Origin of the sequence: Winogradskyella damuponensis (assembly GCF_039538385.1) — a bacterium.
GTDB classification, from domain to species: Bacteria; Bacteroidota; Bacteroidia; order Flavobacteriales; family Flavobacteriaceae; genus Winogradskyella; species Winogradskyella damuponensis.
Genome location: NZ_BAABCB010000030.1, coordinates 350,834 through 365,930, shown reverse-complemented (window position 1 = coordinate 365,930; position 15,097 = coordinate 350,834). Strand labels below are relative to the sequence as shown.

Below are 15,097 nucleotides of genomic sequence, written 5' to 3'. Positions count from 1 at the left end.
AGCTTATTTACACCCCTAAAGTCCCCTCAAGGGGACAATCTACAGATAAAACATTTTGGAATAGAAAAGCTGTTTTTGTTGGTAGGTTTTTGGACAGACTTTAAATGAGCTATGTAGGGTATTTTCAATGAAAGTCCACTTTTATTTCAATAATCCTTAAGGAGAAAATTAATAAATCTTTTAGATTTTTTTATTCGCAACAGTGAGACTGTCCCCTTGAGGGGACTTTAGGGGTGTTTTTTATATTCAAAAAAAATCTTTTTTATTATTTAAACGTATAACGCAGACCAAATAAGACATTACTTGGTGGCATTGGTGTAAAGCCAGATTCAATATAATCGGCATCAAAAATGTTGCTTGCTGTTACGGATAATTCCATCTGGTTCAATTTCATAATTATTGAAGCGTCCCAAACATTATAGGTTTGTCCTGTGGTGCGTTCGGCATATTTGTAAACGATACTTTGACTAATGTTTTTAAACAATTGCGTGCTTAGTCTAGTGGTGTAATGGTGTTTTAAGGTGTTTAAGGCATAACGCGATAGTTCTTCGTTTTGCTCTAAAATATCATCTTCTAAATAGGCATAGCCAAAAGCTAGGGTTTGGTTGAAGCTATTTATTTCAAAATTATAAGCCACATCAATTTCGAGCCCTTTGGTATTGACTTCTGCAATGTTGGTTGCAGTAAAAATTTCTTCAATGGTGTTTGGTCTTATAAAATCGATCAGGTTTTTGGCATCGCGATTAAAAACGGATAGACTCGCTCTAATCCTTTGGGAATTGTATTTAATACCAATTTCTTGCGCAAAGGCTTCTTCGGGTTCTAAATTTTGGTTGCCGTTGGTTCTTGGATCGCTGTAATATAGATCGGTGTAGGTAGGGATTCTATAGGTAAATCCAATGTTTCCGTAGGCTTTAAGGTTGTTGGTGATATCAAATCCGATATCTAATCCAGGGAATCCGTTAAATTTAAAATCCGAAAAATAGGTTACAGCAACACCAGGTGTAATATCTAAACGGTTATTGATAAATTGAAAACGGTGTTCTAAAAAAGCCGTTGCCATAAAACGGTTGCGATTACCTAAGTTATTACTACGTAAATAGGTTTTAGAGAGGTTTATCCCAAAGCCTGTAACTCCTAATTTAGAGGTGTATGCCGCGTTGGCTTCGGTACCAATTTTGTTAGACAGGTGGAAATTTCTGAAGAATGCAGGTTCAAAACGTTTTAGAAGGAACATATCTTGGTTGCGTTTCCAATAGATACGCGGTTGAATTTTTAGTTTTTCAGATTGAAATTTCGTGGTGAAGGCGATTAAGCTGTTTTGTGTTTCTTCATATTCATTATAAGCAGGATTGGTGGTGTAAAAATTTTCGGCACCAAACTTACGTTCGGAAAATGTGGCAATCATTTCAATAGGTTGATCTTTTTTGTTGAAGACACTTTTTAAGACATAGTTAGAATTGTCATAATCTGAATTGTTCCGGTAGCCTTCAGAGGTCATTTTTCCTATATGAAGAATGTGTGATGAGTTTTCTAATTCAGAACCTACGGTTACCGAAGCGTTAAGTTGACCAAAAGACCCCGTTTCAAGATTTGCAGACACGGTATTATCTAAACTCGATTTTGTGACAATATTAATAGCTCCCGTAAAGGCATTTTGTCCAAAAACACGTGCCGCAGGTCCTTTTATCACTTCGATACGTTCAATGACTTCAAGCGGAAGCGCCGCATTTAAGGTGTGATGTCCTGTTTGTGCATCGTCCATTTTAATGCCATCTATTAATAACAATGTTTGATCGAAACCACCACCTCTAATAAATAAATCGGCCTGACTTCCTCCGGTGCCACGACGTCTAATATCGACACCTGCGATTTGCTGTAATACATCTGAAATGGTTAGAGCAGCACTACTTTTAATATCTGCTGAGGTCATAATATTTATGGTTCTGGAATTGTCCTTGAAGGGTAAATCAATACGTGTTGAAGTGATGATTACTTCGTTTAAAGAATCGGTTTTTATGGTTTGCTCTTGTGCGTTTATTTGAGATATGAAAAGCATTATAAAAGCAAGGTGTATGTATTTATTTGTCATTGTGTTCTAAGTTTTAACGAGGCAAAAGTCGTAACTTTCCGGACGATTAAGATAGTCCAGTTTTAAAACAATGAATAGTCCGGTTAGTGATCTTATAAAACAGCTTGTTAGTTTTGACAAAGCTTCGGTGCAACCTGTATATATACAAGTAGCACAGCAAATAATTAATGGTATACAACGTGGTTATTTATCTAAAGGGAGCAAATTGCCAGGTACTCGTGTCTTTAGTGAGTTGTTAAATATACATCGTAATACCGCTGTGGCTATTTATGAAGAATTAGCTTCTCAAGGTTGGGTAGATATTATACCAAATAGAGGGACTTTTGTTTTGGTGCCAGAGCAGGCTACTGCAAAAATAAAAGCTACAGCAGAGCGTATAGATCGTGCTTATAATTATCCTAAAGTCGCTGGTTTTCCATTTCAAAAATCGTTTCATTTGGCATCTACACTTCAAGAAACGTCGGCTAAATATATAATTAATGATGGTCAGCCCGATTTACGTTTGCATCCAGTACATCAGTTTTCGAGATGGTATAGTGCTGCTATGAAACGCAAACCCTTAATTAATAAATGGAATAGAGCATCGGTAGCAACGCCTTCGGTGTTTAAAACACAATTGTGTAATTATTTAAATGCGACACGTGGCTTTCGTATTAATCCGAACAATGTCATAAGTACGCGCAGCACAGAGATGAGTTTGTACATTGTATCGCAACTATTAATTAAGAAAGATGATGTGGTGTTGGTTGGGCAATTAAGTCATTATGCCTCAAATACAATTTTTCAAGAAGCTGGAGCAGCGTTAAAAGCTATTCCTGTAGATGACGAAGGCTTAGATGTAGATTATATAAAAAAGCATTTTATAAAACACAGCATTAGGTGTGTTTATGTCTGTGCACATAGACAGTATCCAACGACCAAAACATTAAGTGCTCAAAGGCGATTACAACTTTTGCAATTAGCAAAAACTTATGGATTTGCTATTATTGAGGATGATTATGATTACGATTTTCAGTTTGAAGGATCTGCTATGTTACCTATGGCAAGCGCAGATGCCAACGGTATGGTAATTTATTTGGGTAAAATGGGCCAATCATTGTTTCCTAGTTTTCAAACGGGTTTTGTGGTTGCGCCAGATAATTTAATTGCCGAAGCTCACAACTATTTAAGTTTACTTGATGAGCAAGGTGATTTAATACAAGAGCAAATGTTGTCTGAGCTTATATCTGAAGGTGAAATTTATAGGCTAGTGAAAAAGAATATTGTGACCTATAAACAACGCCGTGATTGCTTGTGTAGATACTTGCAGCAATACTTTAATGGCATTATAAGCTATGAACAACCCTCTGGAGGTTTGGCTATTTGGTTACAATTTAAGCATCCTTTGTCGTTAGTGAAGCTTGCCGAAGAAGCAGCGCGTATAGATTTGTTTCTTCCAAAAACGATTTTATATCAAGATAAAACGACTTGTGCAATTCGTTTTGGATTTGGACATTTAAATGAAGACGAACTCGAAATTGTGATTAAAAAGCTGAAACGTGCTTATGATAAGGTGCTTAATTTTTAATGGGAAATTCAGTTTTGCAATCTTCACATTTATATTGGTAACGTGCACTAAAAGGTAGTGTAAAGAACAGGAGGCCAATTAGAAAAGACATTAAGGATTTAAAATTATTAATGGAGGTGTACATTTCAATATGTTCGCCTTTACAATTGGGACAAACAATAGGATGCCCTTCGTTGTCTACAGAATAGGCTTTAATTGATTTTAAAATTTCTCGAGCTCGTTCTTCGTCCTTGGCAAGTACCTTTAATTTTACACCTCCAATGGCTTGGCTCACTAAAGGATCTGTGTCTATGGTAAGATTATCTCTTAAAAAGACTTCGATACCATCGGCTTCTAATCGTCCTTTGGCTATTTGTGCTTCTGTAGAATAGGGGAATCGGGCTATGGTAACGAAGGTGTCTTGCATGTGGTAAAGATAATTATTCTTGTGTAGACCTGTCAGGTTTTTAAAACCTGTCAGGTCTAGAGGAAAGTTAATCAATTTTTCCAGAGGCTATTTTGGCTTTCCATTCGTCTTTATCAATCCATTTAAAGTCGTTAGGTACTGTGGCGTCTAATAAATCGATATTTAATTGTTCCGAAAGTTCAAAACCGATGAGAAAGGCTTCTTTGTAATTATCTTCTTCGTACAGCTCAAAATGTTTGTTATTGTCGTACCATAGATTTACTTCAAATATATAATCACCATCTACTGTGGGTTGATGAAATACAGAAACATATTGGTAGTTTTTAATGGTTTGCCATGATCCTATTTTTAAAGGTCCAACCTCTATGGTTGGTCTAAATCTAGAATTTGAAATATCGATATGAATTCGTTTTCTAGAACAAAAACTGGCTCCAATACCCGTGAAATAAATAACACCTTCAAAATCTATGATTCGTATACCGAGTGGACGATTTGTAGTAGCCCAAAGAAATATTTTGTAGCCCATAATCCCGAAAGCCATAGTAAAAAACAAAGCAGCAATGGGTATTTGCCAAATAGGTCTCGCACTTTCTGAAATGATGGTGTTGGATATCATGTTTCAAATATAGGAAAAAGACCTGCTAGGTTTTTAAAACCTGCTAGGTCTTGGGAAAATTATCATTTTTAATAAATAATTATCGTTTATCAATAATTTTTATATATTTGTTATCGTAAAACGATAATTATTTAAAATGCGAAAATTAATCATCTTAAAAAGTTTAATCGATTTTGTGTGGATACTAACTTGTATTCCCGGAATTTTGATATGCTTATTTTTAGCGGTTTATATGTTTGTAGCGCCTGAGTCTCTAAACCTGTTTCTTGATGCAGACGATTCTATCATTGAAACTTCAGTATTATCTGTTCAGCTGTTTGGTTTGGTATTTATTGCTTTAGCTCTAGTAACAATCTATTGTGTGTACTTGTTTAGAAAAACTTTGCGCTATTTTCAGAAGGTAAAACCTTTTCATGCTGATGTTATAGCCCATTTTTATAAGATTGGTTATTTGCTTACTGGTGTTGGTATTATTGCTTCAGTATTAATTTTTATAGGTCAATTGGTTTTTAAAGGAGTATTTAAAATTAATTTAGGTTTAAGTCCTTATATCATGCTCATTTGTTTAGGGCTGTTTTTTATGGTATTGAGTGAAGTATTTAAGGTAGCGAAATACGCTAAGGAAGAAAACGATTTAACGGTTTGATTATGAAAAAAATAAGGTACTCTATAATATTATTGTTTTTAGCGCTTGTTGTTTCAATTGTTGGTAATTTGACGATTTCAACATTGGCGTTATTTTTTGATACTTATATTTTGCATTTGCAACAAGGTAAACCTTCTCTAGCAACACAAGGTGTATTTGTAGCTAAAGCCTTGGCTTTGCTAATTTTTGTGTATGGTGTATTCACGCTAATTTCAAACTTAAAAATATTTGCAACAGGTGATTTTTTTAATTCGAAATTAGTAACTACTTATCATAAAGCAGGATCTCTATTTTTATTCTCCGGAATAATTGGCATTGTGATTTCGCTTATTTCCATATTTTTTATGATGAACTATGGTGATATTCATAATCAGATTTATCTTAATATAGACTCAAAAGGCTTGTATATTCTGCTTATGATTTTAGGATTATTCTTTAGACTTTTTTCTGCTGTTCTTAAGAAAGGAAACCAAATTCAACAAGAAAACGATTTAACGATATAATTATGACTAAAAACACACTTTTAAATACCGCTGTTTGGGTAACGAGGCTATTAAAAATCATATTAGTAATTGCTGCAATAGGTATTACGAGCTTATTTGTATATGCTCAAATTGATAAAGACAGGTTTGCAGAAGAAGAGATTATGTTAAAGGCTAATCCAGGTTATCTTGGTGTTTATACGATAGTTTCTGATGTTTGGAAGGATGATACTGAGGATGCCAAATATGATTCAAAACCTTATACTTTTGGAAAACTAAAAACAGTATCCTTATATATCAATTATTTTAAAGTCATTATTGTTGCCGTGTTACTATTTCTAATACTTAGAACATTCGAAAAAATTATGTTGTCTGTAAAAACATTACATACCTTTAGTAGTCGTAATGCAAAACTGTTTAGGAAGATTGGAATCTATATTATTGTGGTTACAATTCTGATAAGTTATACGGTACTTCGATTTGAAAGTGGAAGTCAAACTATTGCACATCTATCATTAACTCCAGTAATTTATATGCTTTTGGCCTTTGTAATGGCAGAGATTTTTAAAGAAGGTGAGAATTTGAGAGCAGAAAACGATCTAACCATATAATCATGCCTATAATAGTCAACCTAGACCTCATATTAGCCAAACGCGGCATGAAGAGTAATGAACTTGCTGAACTTGTTGGGATTACAACCGCAAACCTATCCATTTTAAAAACAGGAAAAGCAAAGGCTATTCGATTTTCAACTTTAGAAGCGATTTGTAAAGCTTTGGATTGTCAGCCTAGTGACATTCTAGAATACGTAGAAGATTAAAAGGTTTTAAAAATTAGTATCTTGGGTGTCTAAAAAATTGAATAGATGCGAAGCCTAATTTTATTACTGTCTTTTTTATGTTTAGTGAATTGCAAGGAAGACAAAAATCCGGTAACAGAATTAACAACTACAGGAAGTTCAAGCTATACCATTTCGTTTGAAAATGCAGCACATCATGAAGCTGAAATCACGGCCACTTTTAAAGGTTTAAAATCAGGTGAAGCTGAATTTAGAATGTCTAGAAGCTCACCAGGACGTTATGCTATTCACGAATTTGCTAAGAATGTTTATAACGTAAAGGTTACAGATGGGAAGGGTAATGTTTTAGAAACAACACGTCCCGATCCGTATTCTTGGACTGTGAATAATCATGATGGCACTATCATAGTCAATTATACTTTATACGCCAATCATGGAGATGGCACCTACGCACAAGTTGATGAAACGCATGCCCATCTTAATATGCCAGCGACCTTTATGTATGCTCCGAGTTTGGAAAACGACACCTTCAACATTGAATTTAAACCTCGCAAAGACTTAAACTGGAAAATTGCAACGCAGTTAAAGCTCGTAGAAGGCAACAGGTATTCCGCTGAAAACTTACAGTATTTTATGGATAGTCCAACGGAAATTAGTGATCATATGTTACGTTCGTTTGAGGTAGATGGTCAGAAGATCAATTTTGCATTGCACCATAATGGAACCGTAGCGGAATTTGATGATTATTTTGAAAAGGTCAAAAAAACAATCTTACAACAGAAAGCTGTTTTTGGCGAATTACCAACTTTTGATTACGGAGAATATACGTTTTTAGGCTGTTATATTCCTAATGCCACAGGTGATGGTATGGAACATCGAAACTCTACCATTGTCACCAGTACACGAAGTCTAGCCGATGGAGCAGATCGTAATATTGGTACTGTTAGTCATGAATTTTTTCATTGCTGGAATGTAGAACGTATACGACCACAAAGTTTAGAGCCTTTTAATTTTGAAGCCGCTAACATGAGTGGCGAGCTTTGGTTTGCTGAAGGGTTTACCAGTTATTATGACGATTTAACTTTAACTAGAGCCGGACTTATAGCACAGGAAGATTATATAAAAGGGCTGACAGGAACGTTTAATTACGTTTGGAATTCACCAGGACGACAGTTTTTTAATCCTATTGAGATGAGCTATCAAGCTCCGTTTGTAGATGCGGCACGTTCTGTAGATGATATCAATCGTGGCAATACTTTTATTTCCTATTATTCGTATGGCAGTATGCTAGGTTTGGCTTTAGATTTATCGCTTAGGGCAGAAAACCTGAATCTAGACGATTATATGGCATTGGTTTGGAACACCTACGGAAAAACGGAAACCTATTATACCATTGCTGATTTACAGCAAACGTTAAAGGCTTATGCAGGTGCTGACTTTGGTGATGCTTTTTTCAACAATTATATCTACAAAAGCGACATGCCCGATTTTGAAAGCTTGTTTAAAACGGTTGGTGTGCAATTAAAACAAAACACGGAGCAGCCTGCTTTTGGATTGCGTTTAAAAAACCAAGTGATAACGAGTAATACAATGGTCGGTTCTGGAGCTTATAACGCAGGACTTGAAAAAGGAGATAAATTGCTTAAAATAGATGGTGTTGATATCAATGAAACATCAGACTTAAATAAAATTTTAGGTACAGTAAAACCGAATCAAACTGTTGATGTGGTTTATGAGCGTTTCGGAAAACAACGCACTGTAAAACTAACTTTAGATGCCGATACGTCTTATGCTATTTCAAGTTTAGATGATTTATCTGAAGCGGCTAAAGCAAATCGTGACGCTTGGTTGGGTGCTAAGTAATTCTAGCGACGTCTTATTTGGTTAAGCAGAAGAAAGAAGATCAAAGGAAAATGACAAGTATTTAAAGGCGTTTAAATAATATTTTATAATAAATTTTAAACTAGACCTTACAGATTTTAAAAACCTGTAAGGTCTTTTTGTATTTTTACATTATGTATGCCTTAGTAGATTGTAATAATTTTTATGCCTCTTGTGAGCGGGTTTTTAACCCTAATTTGCGTCATCAACCTATTGCTATTTTAAGTAATAATGATGGTTGTGTTATTGCGCGCAGTGATGAAGCTAAGGCTGTTGGTTTGCCTATGGGAGCTCCAATTTTTAAATGGGAAAGCTTTTGTAAAGCTCATAATATTAAAGTGTTTTCATCTAATTATCCGTTATATGGCGATATGAGTAGTCGTGTAATGCGCATACTAGAGCAGTTTACTCCAGATGTTGAAATCTATAGTATAGACGAGGCTTTTCTTCAGTTTAAAGGTTTTGAAAATTATAATTTAGAAGCTTACGGCGGTCAAATAAGAACACGGATTTTAAAGTGGACCGGTATTCCTACTTGTGTAGGTGTTGCTCCTACAAAAGCATTAAGTAAAGTTGCCAATAAAATTGCACGTAAGTTTCCTAAAGAAACTAAAGGCGTTTATGTTATAGCATCCGAAGCATCTCGAATTAAAGCCTTAAAATGGATTAAGATTGAAGACGTTTGGGGAATAGGTCGTGGTTTGCAAAAACGCTTAAAAGCAAAAGGATGCCATACAGCTTATGATTTTACACAGTTATCTGATGATTGGGTCCGACAAACATTTTCTATTACCGAGTGGAAACTTAAAAAGGACTTAGAAGGGGTTTCTAAAATTACTTTAGATGAGCCAACCACAAAACGCGCTATTGCTACCACACGAAGTTTTGAATATACCTATTCTGATATCGATAATATAAAAGAACGAATTTCTACCTTTGCAACAAGTTGCGCAGAGAAATTACGTAAGCAAAACTCTAGTTGCCACATGATTATTGTTATGCTAAGTAGTGATAGGCATAAAAAAGATTTAGAACAGCATAAGGTTAGTACAATGGTTAGTTTTCCGTTTCCTACAGATTCTTCCTTGTTAATTAGCACACAAGCTGTAAATGCAGTAAAATCGATTTATAAAAAGGGGATAAAATACAAAAGAGCAGGAGTTATTGTTACCGGTTTGGTGCCTACAGATAATTTTCAGTTAGATTTGTTTCATAAAGAAGATCCTAAGCATAAACCTTTAATGTCTGCAATAGATGTTATAAATAGGAAGTATAAAGGCAATAAAATAAAATTAGGAAATCAAGATTTAGAACGTACTTGGAAAATGCGTCAAGAACGATTATCTCCAAGATATACTACTAATATTAATGATATAATTGTTGTTAAGTAGTCTTATGTATAGCTATTAGCGAAGTAAAATCTAAAAGGTTAAGACCACATTTAAAAGTTTCTTATAAAGACAAATAAAATTAAAATATGATAACGTATAAGTCACAACATCTAACGTTTTTTATGCCAGAAGCCATTGAAGGAGCTGGTACTAATTTTTTTGATACAGGAATTTCTGCAGGTTTTCCATCTCCAGCAGAAGATTTTAAAGAGCAACGTTTGTCTTTAGATGATGAGTTAGTTAAAAATAAGGAAGCTACATTTTACGCTAAAGTAAGTGGGCAATCTATGATTGGTGCAGGTTTAGATGATAATGATTTATTAGTTATAGACAGGAGCCTAGAACCTGCAAATAATAAAATAGCAGTATGTTTTCTAGATGGTGAATTTACTGTAAAACGCCTTAGAGTTTCTAACGGAGAGGTGTGGTTGCAGCCCGAAAATCCAAACTATCCTATTATAAAAATCACAGAAGATAATAATTTTGTGATTTGGGGAATAGTAACCAACGTAATAAAAAAGGTTTATTAATAATCCCTCAATCCTTTAACTTTAGTTTTATATGTAAAGCATTGCGGTTTTAACTGTATTGCTAAGATGTTGTATTGGTTTTTAAAATTGGCTATTATATGTAGTTTTTATTGCTTATTTTTGTAGTAATTAATATTAAAACTAAAAATTAATGAAGCCCATTCAGGCCAATATAAAACATTTGCGCACGCTAAAGAAGCTGTCTCAGGAACGTTTTGCGGACGAACTTAACTGGACACGCTCTGTTGTGGGGTCTTATGAAGAAGGGCGCTCTGAGCCGCCAATAGACCGTTTAATAGACCTGTCTAACTTCTTTGATATTCCTATTGATATTTTGGTTAAAAACGATTTGCGTAAAGCAAAAGACACATCGTTTATTGAAGTTGGGAACAAGCGTGTATTATTTCCTGTAACTGTAAACGAAGATAATGAGGATTTAATTGAGATTATACCAGCAAAAGCATCTGCAGGTTATTTGTCTGGTTATGATGATCCAGAATATATAGAGCAGCTTCAAAAAATTAAGTTACCATTTTTGCCAACAGGGACACATCGTGCATTTCCTATTAAAGGAGATTCTATGTTACCTGTAAAAGATGGTGCGTTTATAGTGGCAAAGTTTGTGGACGATATTATGGATGTTAAAAGCGGACGCACGTATATTATATTAACTAAGGATGATGGTTTGGTGTATAAGCGAGTTTATATTCCAGAAGGTGATGCTTCAAATTTATTATTAAGCTCAGATAATAAAACGTATCAACCTTATTTGATTGCACGTGAAAATATTTTAGAGATTTGGGAATTTACCTGTTGCATTAATACTCAAGAATACGATGAAAAAGAATTGAAATTAAGCAGTATTATGATGCTCTTTCAAGAATTGAAAGTAGAGTTGGAAGCTGTAAAACGTATGTGATATTTTACGGATTAGACATAAAAAAAAGCGCGAAATGTTTCATTTCGCGCTTTTTATTTATATAATGATTGGATTAATCTGCTAAAATAATTAGCTTATTATCTTTCATTTCAAGTGTTCCAGAATTGATTGCTAACCAAACGCCTTTATCAGATTTAGTGAATTTTGCTTCAACTTCTTCTTCTAATTGAACGTTACCAGCAACTTTTACATGTCCTTCTTTAAGAATAGAAACAATAGGTGCGTGATTGGTTAACATTTCAAACTCACCATTTACTCCGGGAACTGTTACTGAAGTAACTTCTCCGCTAAATAATGTGGCTTCTGGTGATACAATTTCTAAGTACATATTCTTTTAGTTTGCAATAGGCAGTTGGCAGTTTGCAGTCATATTTAGGACTGCGCACTGAGTACTGCTTACTAATTTATGCTTCAGCTAACATTTTCTCTCCTGCTTCAATAGCTTCTTCAATAGAACCTTTAAGGTTAAATGCCGCTTCAGGTAAGTGATCTAATTCACCATCCATAATTAGGTTAAACCCTTTAATAGTTTCTTTAATGTCTACTAATACACCAGGAATACCTGTAAATTGCTCAGCTACGTGGAACGGTTGTGATAAGAAACGTTGTACACGTCTAGCTCTACCTACAGCCATTTTATCTTCTTCAGATAATTCTTCCATACCTAAGATGGCAATAATATCTTGTAATTCTTTATAACGTTGTAATAACTCTTTTACACGTTGAGCACAAGCATAGTGTTCATCACCTAAAATATCAGCCGTTAAAATTCTTGACGTAGAATCTAATGGATCTACTGCAGGATAAATACCTAACTCTGCAATTTTACGAGATAATACTGTTGTTGCATCTAAGTGTGCAAAGGTTGTTGCTGGAGCTGGATCCGTTAAATCATCTGCAGGTACGTAAACCGCTTGTACAGATGTAATAGATCCTCTTTTTGTTGATGTAATACGTTCTTGCATCGCACCCATTTCGGTTGCTAATGTTGGTTGGTAACCTACCGCAGAAGGCATACGACCTAATAATGCAGATACCTCAGAACCCGCTTGTGTAAAACGGAAGATGTTATCTACGAAAAATAATACATCTTTTCCTTGTCCTTCACCAGCACCATCACGGAAATATTCTGCTATAGTTAATCCTGAAAGTGCTACACGAGCACGAGCTCCAGGAGGCTCATTCATTTGTCCGAATACGAAAGTCGCTTTAGATTCTTTCATTCCAGATTTATCAACTTTAGATAAATCCCATCCTCCTTCTTCCATAGAATGCATAAAGTCATCACCATATTTGATAATACCTGACTCTAACATCTCACGAAGTAAATCGTTTCCTTCACGTGTTCTTTCACCAACACCTGCGAATACAGAAAGTCCACCGTGACCTTTTGCAATATTGTTAATCAACTCTTGGATTAATACTGTTTTACCAACACCAGCACCACCAAATAAACCAATTTTACCACCCTTTGCGTAAGGCTCAATTAAATCGATTACTTTAATACCAGTAAATAAAACTTCCGTAGATGTTGATAAATCTTCGAATTTTGGAGCTTGTCTGTGAATAGGTAAACCAGCATCACCAGCTTTAGGTAAATTTCCTAATCCATCAATAGCATCACCAATAACGTTAAAAAGACGTCCGTAAACATCTTCGCCTATTGGCATTTGGATTGGAGCACCAGTTGCGTGAACTTCTGTTCCTCTACTTAAACCATCTGATGAGTCCATAGCAATAGTACGTACGGTATCTTCACCAATGTGAGATTGTACCTCTAATACTAATTTTGAACCATCTTTTTTGTTGATTTCTAATGAATCATAAATCTTTGGAAGCTCTGAACCAGCAGCGAATTCAACATCGATAACTGGGCCTACAATCTGTGCAACTTTACCTGTAACTTTTGACATTACTTATATATTTTTGTTTTGCAATAATTTAAATCTAAAAAAAACAGTTTTTTCAAACAAGTTGAGTACCTGCGTTTTTCGCGCTGCAAAGATATAGTTTTATTTTAAATACGGAATCTATTTTTTAAGGTTTTTGAGCATAAAAAAACACCTTCATTATGAAGGTGTTTTTTAAGTGTGTTTTAATCTATTTTATTGAAGTGTAACAGGATAATTTGTTGGATAGTTTCCACAATCGTAAAAATTACCTGAAGCTTCAAAGTTTGAACCGTAGGTTTCATCTATAGCTCTCATCATTTCGTTAGCCATAACTGCATATCCTCTAGAGGTAAGATGTACTCCATCCAAACTTATTAATCCTCCTGTTACTAAATTTGTATTTAGAGTAAAGTTTCCTGAAGTAAGTCCAGTTGTAGCTGCTTCTATAAGAATATCTTTAAAATTAACCAATGCTAAACCATTTTCAGTAGCAATAGATTCTATTGTAAGGTTGTATGCGTCTGTAGCATTTCTTATTGCCGTTTGTTCGCTAGGAAGTAATACCCATTTGTCTTCTAATGGTAGTGTAATACCTTCTGTTGCAAATTGAGCAGCAAGTGCAGCAGGTAATTGTTGTGCTTCTAAAGCGTTAGCATAAGCTTCATTTACAGTTCCAATAATTGAGCTACTAGGTAATACAAATAAATCGTTCGCGTTTGCTTGTCTTGTTTGTCCATAAGTATTTCCTAATAAATTAGCGACTAAAGGCGCTGCTGTTTCAGGTAATCCAAATTGAGCAATAAAAGCAGGGAATGTAGGACTAGCATTTAAAGCGTCTATAATTGTTGTTGAAATATTTGCTAAAGTTTCATCTCTTATAACAACAGCACTAGCTTCAGTTTCAGAAAAAACAATAGTTCTATTAGGATCTACAGCTTCAAAAATTGGGTTTAAGGCTCCAAAAATTGAATTTAATAAAGGAATTTGAGGTCCAAAATCGGGATTAGTTGGATCTAGTGGGTTATGAGGCACTGTCGTAAAGTGTGCTAAGCTTGTAATATATGGTACGTTAGTTACCACACCTTTTGCACCATTTGCGACCAAGGCATCAACAGAGGCGCCAAAAGCACTAGCAAACACTACTGGGTCAGTAATATCATTATTCCCATAAGTTGTAGGATCATAGTTTCCAGTTTGATCTACACCACTTCCTCCTGAAGTTGCATAAGATAATACATCATTTCCTCCTATTTCTGAAAGCGTAAAAAACGTTGGGTTTTGTGCAACGGCATCTTCTAGCATAGAAGCCATTGGATTAGAAGCCATCCTTCCAAAATAAGGATTTCCGAATCCGTAACCATTAACACCTAAATGTATGCTTTTTGCGCCAGGAACACCTATATTATTAAAAGGACCACTTAAAACTGTTGTCGCTTCAGTTGTTTGTGTTGCTGGTAAACCTGCAGGTCCTGAACCATCAAAAAACAATCTTGGTCCAAATGCTCCAGAAGGATCTGGGGCACCGTTAAACAGAAGGCCACCTATATTATCTTCCATTAAAGGTTGTGTAAAGTTTCCGCTTCCTAACATTGCAAATTTCATTGATAATAGGTTAGGAAAGGAATTTTCTTGTGTTGCTATAAATAAAGCATTATCTGAAAATCCAGCAGTAAACGATGCGCCAACAGCTACATATTTTGAAAAGTCTGCAGTGCCTGCTACTAATTCAGGTAATGGTTCTTCATTGTTGTTTTTTGTATCTCTTAAGTCTTGAACGAGATCATTCTCGCAGGCTAGCATACCTAATGTTAGTAATGAAAGCGCTATATATTTAATTTTTCTCATTTTTATTTTC

Annotated in this window: 15 protein-coding genes; 9 read left to right on the top strand and 6 right to left on the bottom strand. The window is 34.9% G+C overall.

Going from position 1 to position 15,097, the window contains the following annotated elements; all coding sequences use genetic code 11:
- Positions 1-265 precede the first annotated feature (265 nt).
- Positions 266-2,092, bottom strand: coding sequence for a TonB-dependent receptor plug domain-containing protein (locus tag ABD730_RS16785; RefSeq protein WP_425583585.1), 1,827 nt, complete (start codon positions 2,090-2,092; stop codon positions 266-268).
- Between the two features lie 70 nt (positions 2,093-2,162).
- Between ABD730_RS16785 and ABD730_RS16780 the strand changes: the two genes are divergently transcribed.
- Positions 2,163-3,659: an aminotransferase-like domain-containing protein gene (locus ABD730_RS16780; protein ID WP_344716061.1), complete on the top strand. Its 1,497-nt coding sequence runs from the start codon at positions 2,163-2,165 to the stop codon at positions 3,657-3,659.
- Here ABD730_RS16780 and ABD730_RS16775 read toward each other — a convergent pair.
- Both ABD730_RS16775 and ABD730_RS16770 read right to left on the bottom strand, forming a co-directional pair.
- The gene (locus ABD730_RS16775) at positions 3,649-4,065 is read right to left on the bottom strand and encodes a putative signal transducing protein (RefSeq protein WP_344716060.1); all 417 of its coding nucleotides are present in this window, start codon (positions 4,063-4,065) and stop codon (positions 3,649-3,651) included. The genes ABD730_RS16780 and ABD730_RS16775 overlap by 11 nt on opposite strands.
- Positions 4,066-4,132: 67 nt before the next feature.
- The gene (locus ABD730_RS16770) at positions 4,133-4,681 is read right to left on the bottom strand and encodes a hypothetical protein (protein ID WP_344716059.1); all 549 of its coding nucleotides are present in this window, start codon (positions 4,679-4,681) and stop codon (positions 4,133-4,135) included.
- 136 nt (positions 4,682-4,817) lie between these two features.
- Here ABD730_RS16770 and ABD730_RS16765 point away from each other — a divergent pair, with 136 nt between their 5' ends.
- From ABD730_RS16765 to ABD730_RS16730, 8 genes are all read left to right on the top strand, one after another.
- Positions 4,818-5,327, top strand: a complete 510-nt coding sequence (locus tag ABD730_RS16765; protein WP_344716058.1) for a DUF2975 domain-containing protein — start codon at positions 4,818-4,820, stop codon at positions 5,325-5,327.
- Between the two features lie 2 nt (positions 5,328-5,329).
- Complete coding sequence (locus ABD730_RS16760; protein ID WP_344716057.1) at positions 5,330-5,830, top strand: DUF2975 domain-containing protein; 501 nt, start codon at positions 5,330-5,332, stop codon at positions 5,828-5,830.
- Positions 5,831-5,832: 2 nt separating this feature from the next.
- Positions 5,833-6,420 carry a DUF2975 domain-containing protein gene (locus ABD730_RS16755; RefSeq protein WP_344716056.1) on the top strand — a complete coding sequence of 196 codons (588 nt, stop codon included), beginning with the start codon at positions 5,833-5,835 and terminating at the stop codon, positions 6,418-6,420.
- Between the two features lie 2 nt (positions 6,421-6,422).
- Entirely contained in the window at positions 6,423-6,629 is a 207-nt protein-coding gene (locus tag ABD730_RS16750; RefSeq protein WP_115810778.1) for a helix-turn-helix domain-containing protein, read from the top strand.
- Positions 6,630-6,674: 45 nt separating this feature from the next.
- On the top strand, positions 6,675-8,471 hold the full coding sequence (locus ABD730_RS16745) for a M61 family metallopeptidase (protein ID WP_344716055.1): 1,797 nt from the start codon (positions 6,675-6,677) through the stop codon (positions 8,469-8,471).
- Positions 8,472-8,623: 152 nt separating this feature from the next.
- Entirely contained in the window at positions 8,624-9,880 is a 1,257-nt protein-coding gene (locus tag ABD730_RS16740) for a Y-family DNA polymerase (RefSeq protein WP_344716054.1), read from the top strand.
- An 86-nt stretch (positions 9,881-9,966) separates the two neighbouring features.
- Positions 9,967-10,410: a LexA family protein gene (locus ABD730_RS16735; RefSeq protein ID WP_092446327.1), complete on the top strand. Its 444-nt coding sequence runs from the start codon at positions 9,967-9,969 to the stop codon at positions 10,408-10,410.
- Between the two features lie 151 nt (positions 10,411-10,561).
- Positions 10,562-11,329, top strand: coding sequence for an XRE family transcriptional regulator (locus tag ABD730_RS16730; protein WP_334465903.1), 768 nt, complete (start codon positions 10,562-10,564; stop codon positions 11,327-11,329).
- 73 nt (positions 11,330-11,402) lie between these two features.
- Here the strand turns inward: ABD730_RS16730 and ABD730_RS16725 are convergent, their stop codons facing one another.
- From ABD730_RS16725 to ABD730_RS16715, 3 genes are all read right to left on the bottom strand, one after another.
- Positions 11,403-11,678, bottom strand: a complete 276-nt coding sequence (locus ABD730_RS16725; RefSeq protein WP_115815700.1) for a F0F1 ATP synthase subunit delta/epsilon — start codon at positions 11,676-11,678, stop codon at positions 11,403-11,405.
- Positions 11,679-11,754: 76 nt separating this feature from the next.
- Positions 11,755-13,263 (bottom strand): F0F1 ATP synthase subunit beta, encoded by a 1,509-nt coding sequence (gene atpD, locus ABD730_RS16720; RefSeq protein WP_334465894.1) that lies wholly within the window; start codon positions 13,261-13,263, stop codon positions 11,755-11,757.
- Positions 13,264-13,455: 192 nt separating this feature from the next.
- Positions 13,456-15,087: an SGNH/GDSL hydrolase family protein gene (locus ABD730_RS16715; RefSeq protein WP_344716053.1), complete on the bottom strand. Its 1,632-nt coding sequence runs from the start codon at positions 15,085-15,087 to the stop codon at positions 13,456-13,458.
- Positions 15,088-15,097: the final 10 nt, after the last annotated feature.

Coding starts and splice junctions, on each gene's coding strand:
- ABD730_RS16715 (WP_344716053.1), bottom strand. CDS start 15,087: ATGAGAAAAATTAAATATATAGCGCTTTCATTACTAACATTAGGTATG.
- ABD730_RS16750 (WP_115810778.1), top strand. CDS start 6,423: ATGCCTATAATAGTCAACCTAGACCTCATATTAGCCAAACGCGGCATG.
- ABD730_RS16740 (WP_344716054.1), top strand. CDS start 8,624: ATGTATGCCTTAGTAGATTGTAATAATTTTTATGCCTCTTGTGAGCGG.
- ABD730_RS16735 (WP_092446327.1), top strand. CDS start 9,967: ATGATAACGTATAAGTCACAACATCTAACGTTTTTTATGCCAGAAGCC.
- ABD730_RS16725 (WP_115815700.1), bottom strand. CDS start 11,678: ATGTACTTAGAAATTGTATCACCAGAAGCCACATTATTTAGCGGAGAA.
- ABD730_RS16755 (WP_344716056.1), top strand. CDS start 5,833: ATGACTAAAAACACACTTTTAAATACCGCTGTTTGGGTAACGAGGCTA.
- ABD730_RS16745 (WP_344716055.1), top strand. CDS start 6,675: ATGCGAAGCCTAATTTTATTACTGTCTTTTTTATGTTTAGTGAATTGC.
- ABD730_RS16765 (WP_344716058.1), top strand. CDS start 4,818: ATGCGAAAATTAATCATCTTAAAAAGTTTAATCGATTTTGTGTGGATA.
- ABD730_RS16760 (WP_344716057.1), top strand. CDS start 5,330: ATGAAAAAAATAAGGTACTCTATAATATTATTGTTTTTAGCGCTTGTT.
- ABD730_RS16785 (WP_425583585.1), bottom strand. CDS start 2,092: ATGACAAATAAATACATACACCTTGCTTTTATAATGCTTTTCATATCT.
- ABD730_RS16775 (WP_344716060.1), bottom strand. CDS start 4,065: ATGCAAGACACCTTCGTTACCATAGCCCGATTCCCCTATTCTACAGAA.
- ABD730_RS16770 (WP_344716059.1), bottom strand. CDS start 4,681: ATGATATCCAACACCATCATTTCAGAAAGTGCGAGACCTATTTGGCAA.
- ABD730_RS16730 (WP_334465903.1), top strand. CDS start 10,562: ATGAAGCCCATTCAGGCCAATATAAAACATTTGCGCACGCTAAAGAAG.
- atpD (WP_334465894.1), bottom strand. CDS start 13,263: ATGTCAAAAGTTACAGGTAAAGTTGCACAGATTGTAGGCCCAGTTATC.
- ABD730_RS16780 (WP_344716061.1), top strand. CDS start 2,163: ATGAATAGTCCGGTTAGTGATCTTATAAAACAGCTTGTTAGTTTTGAC.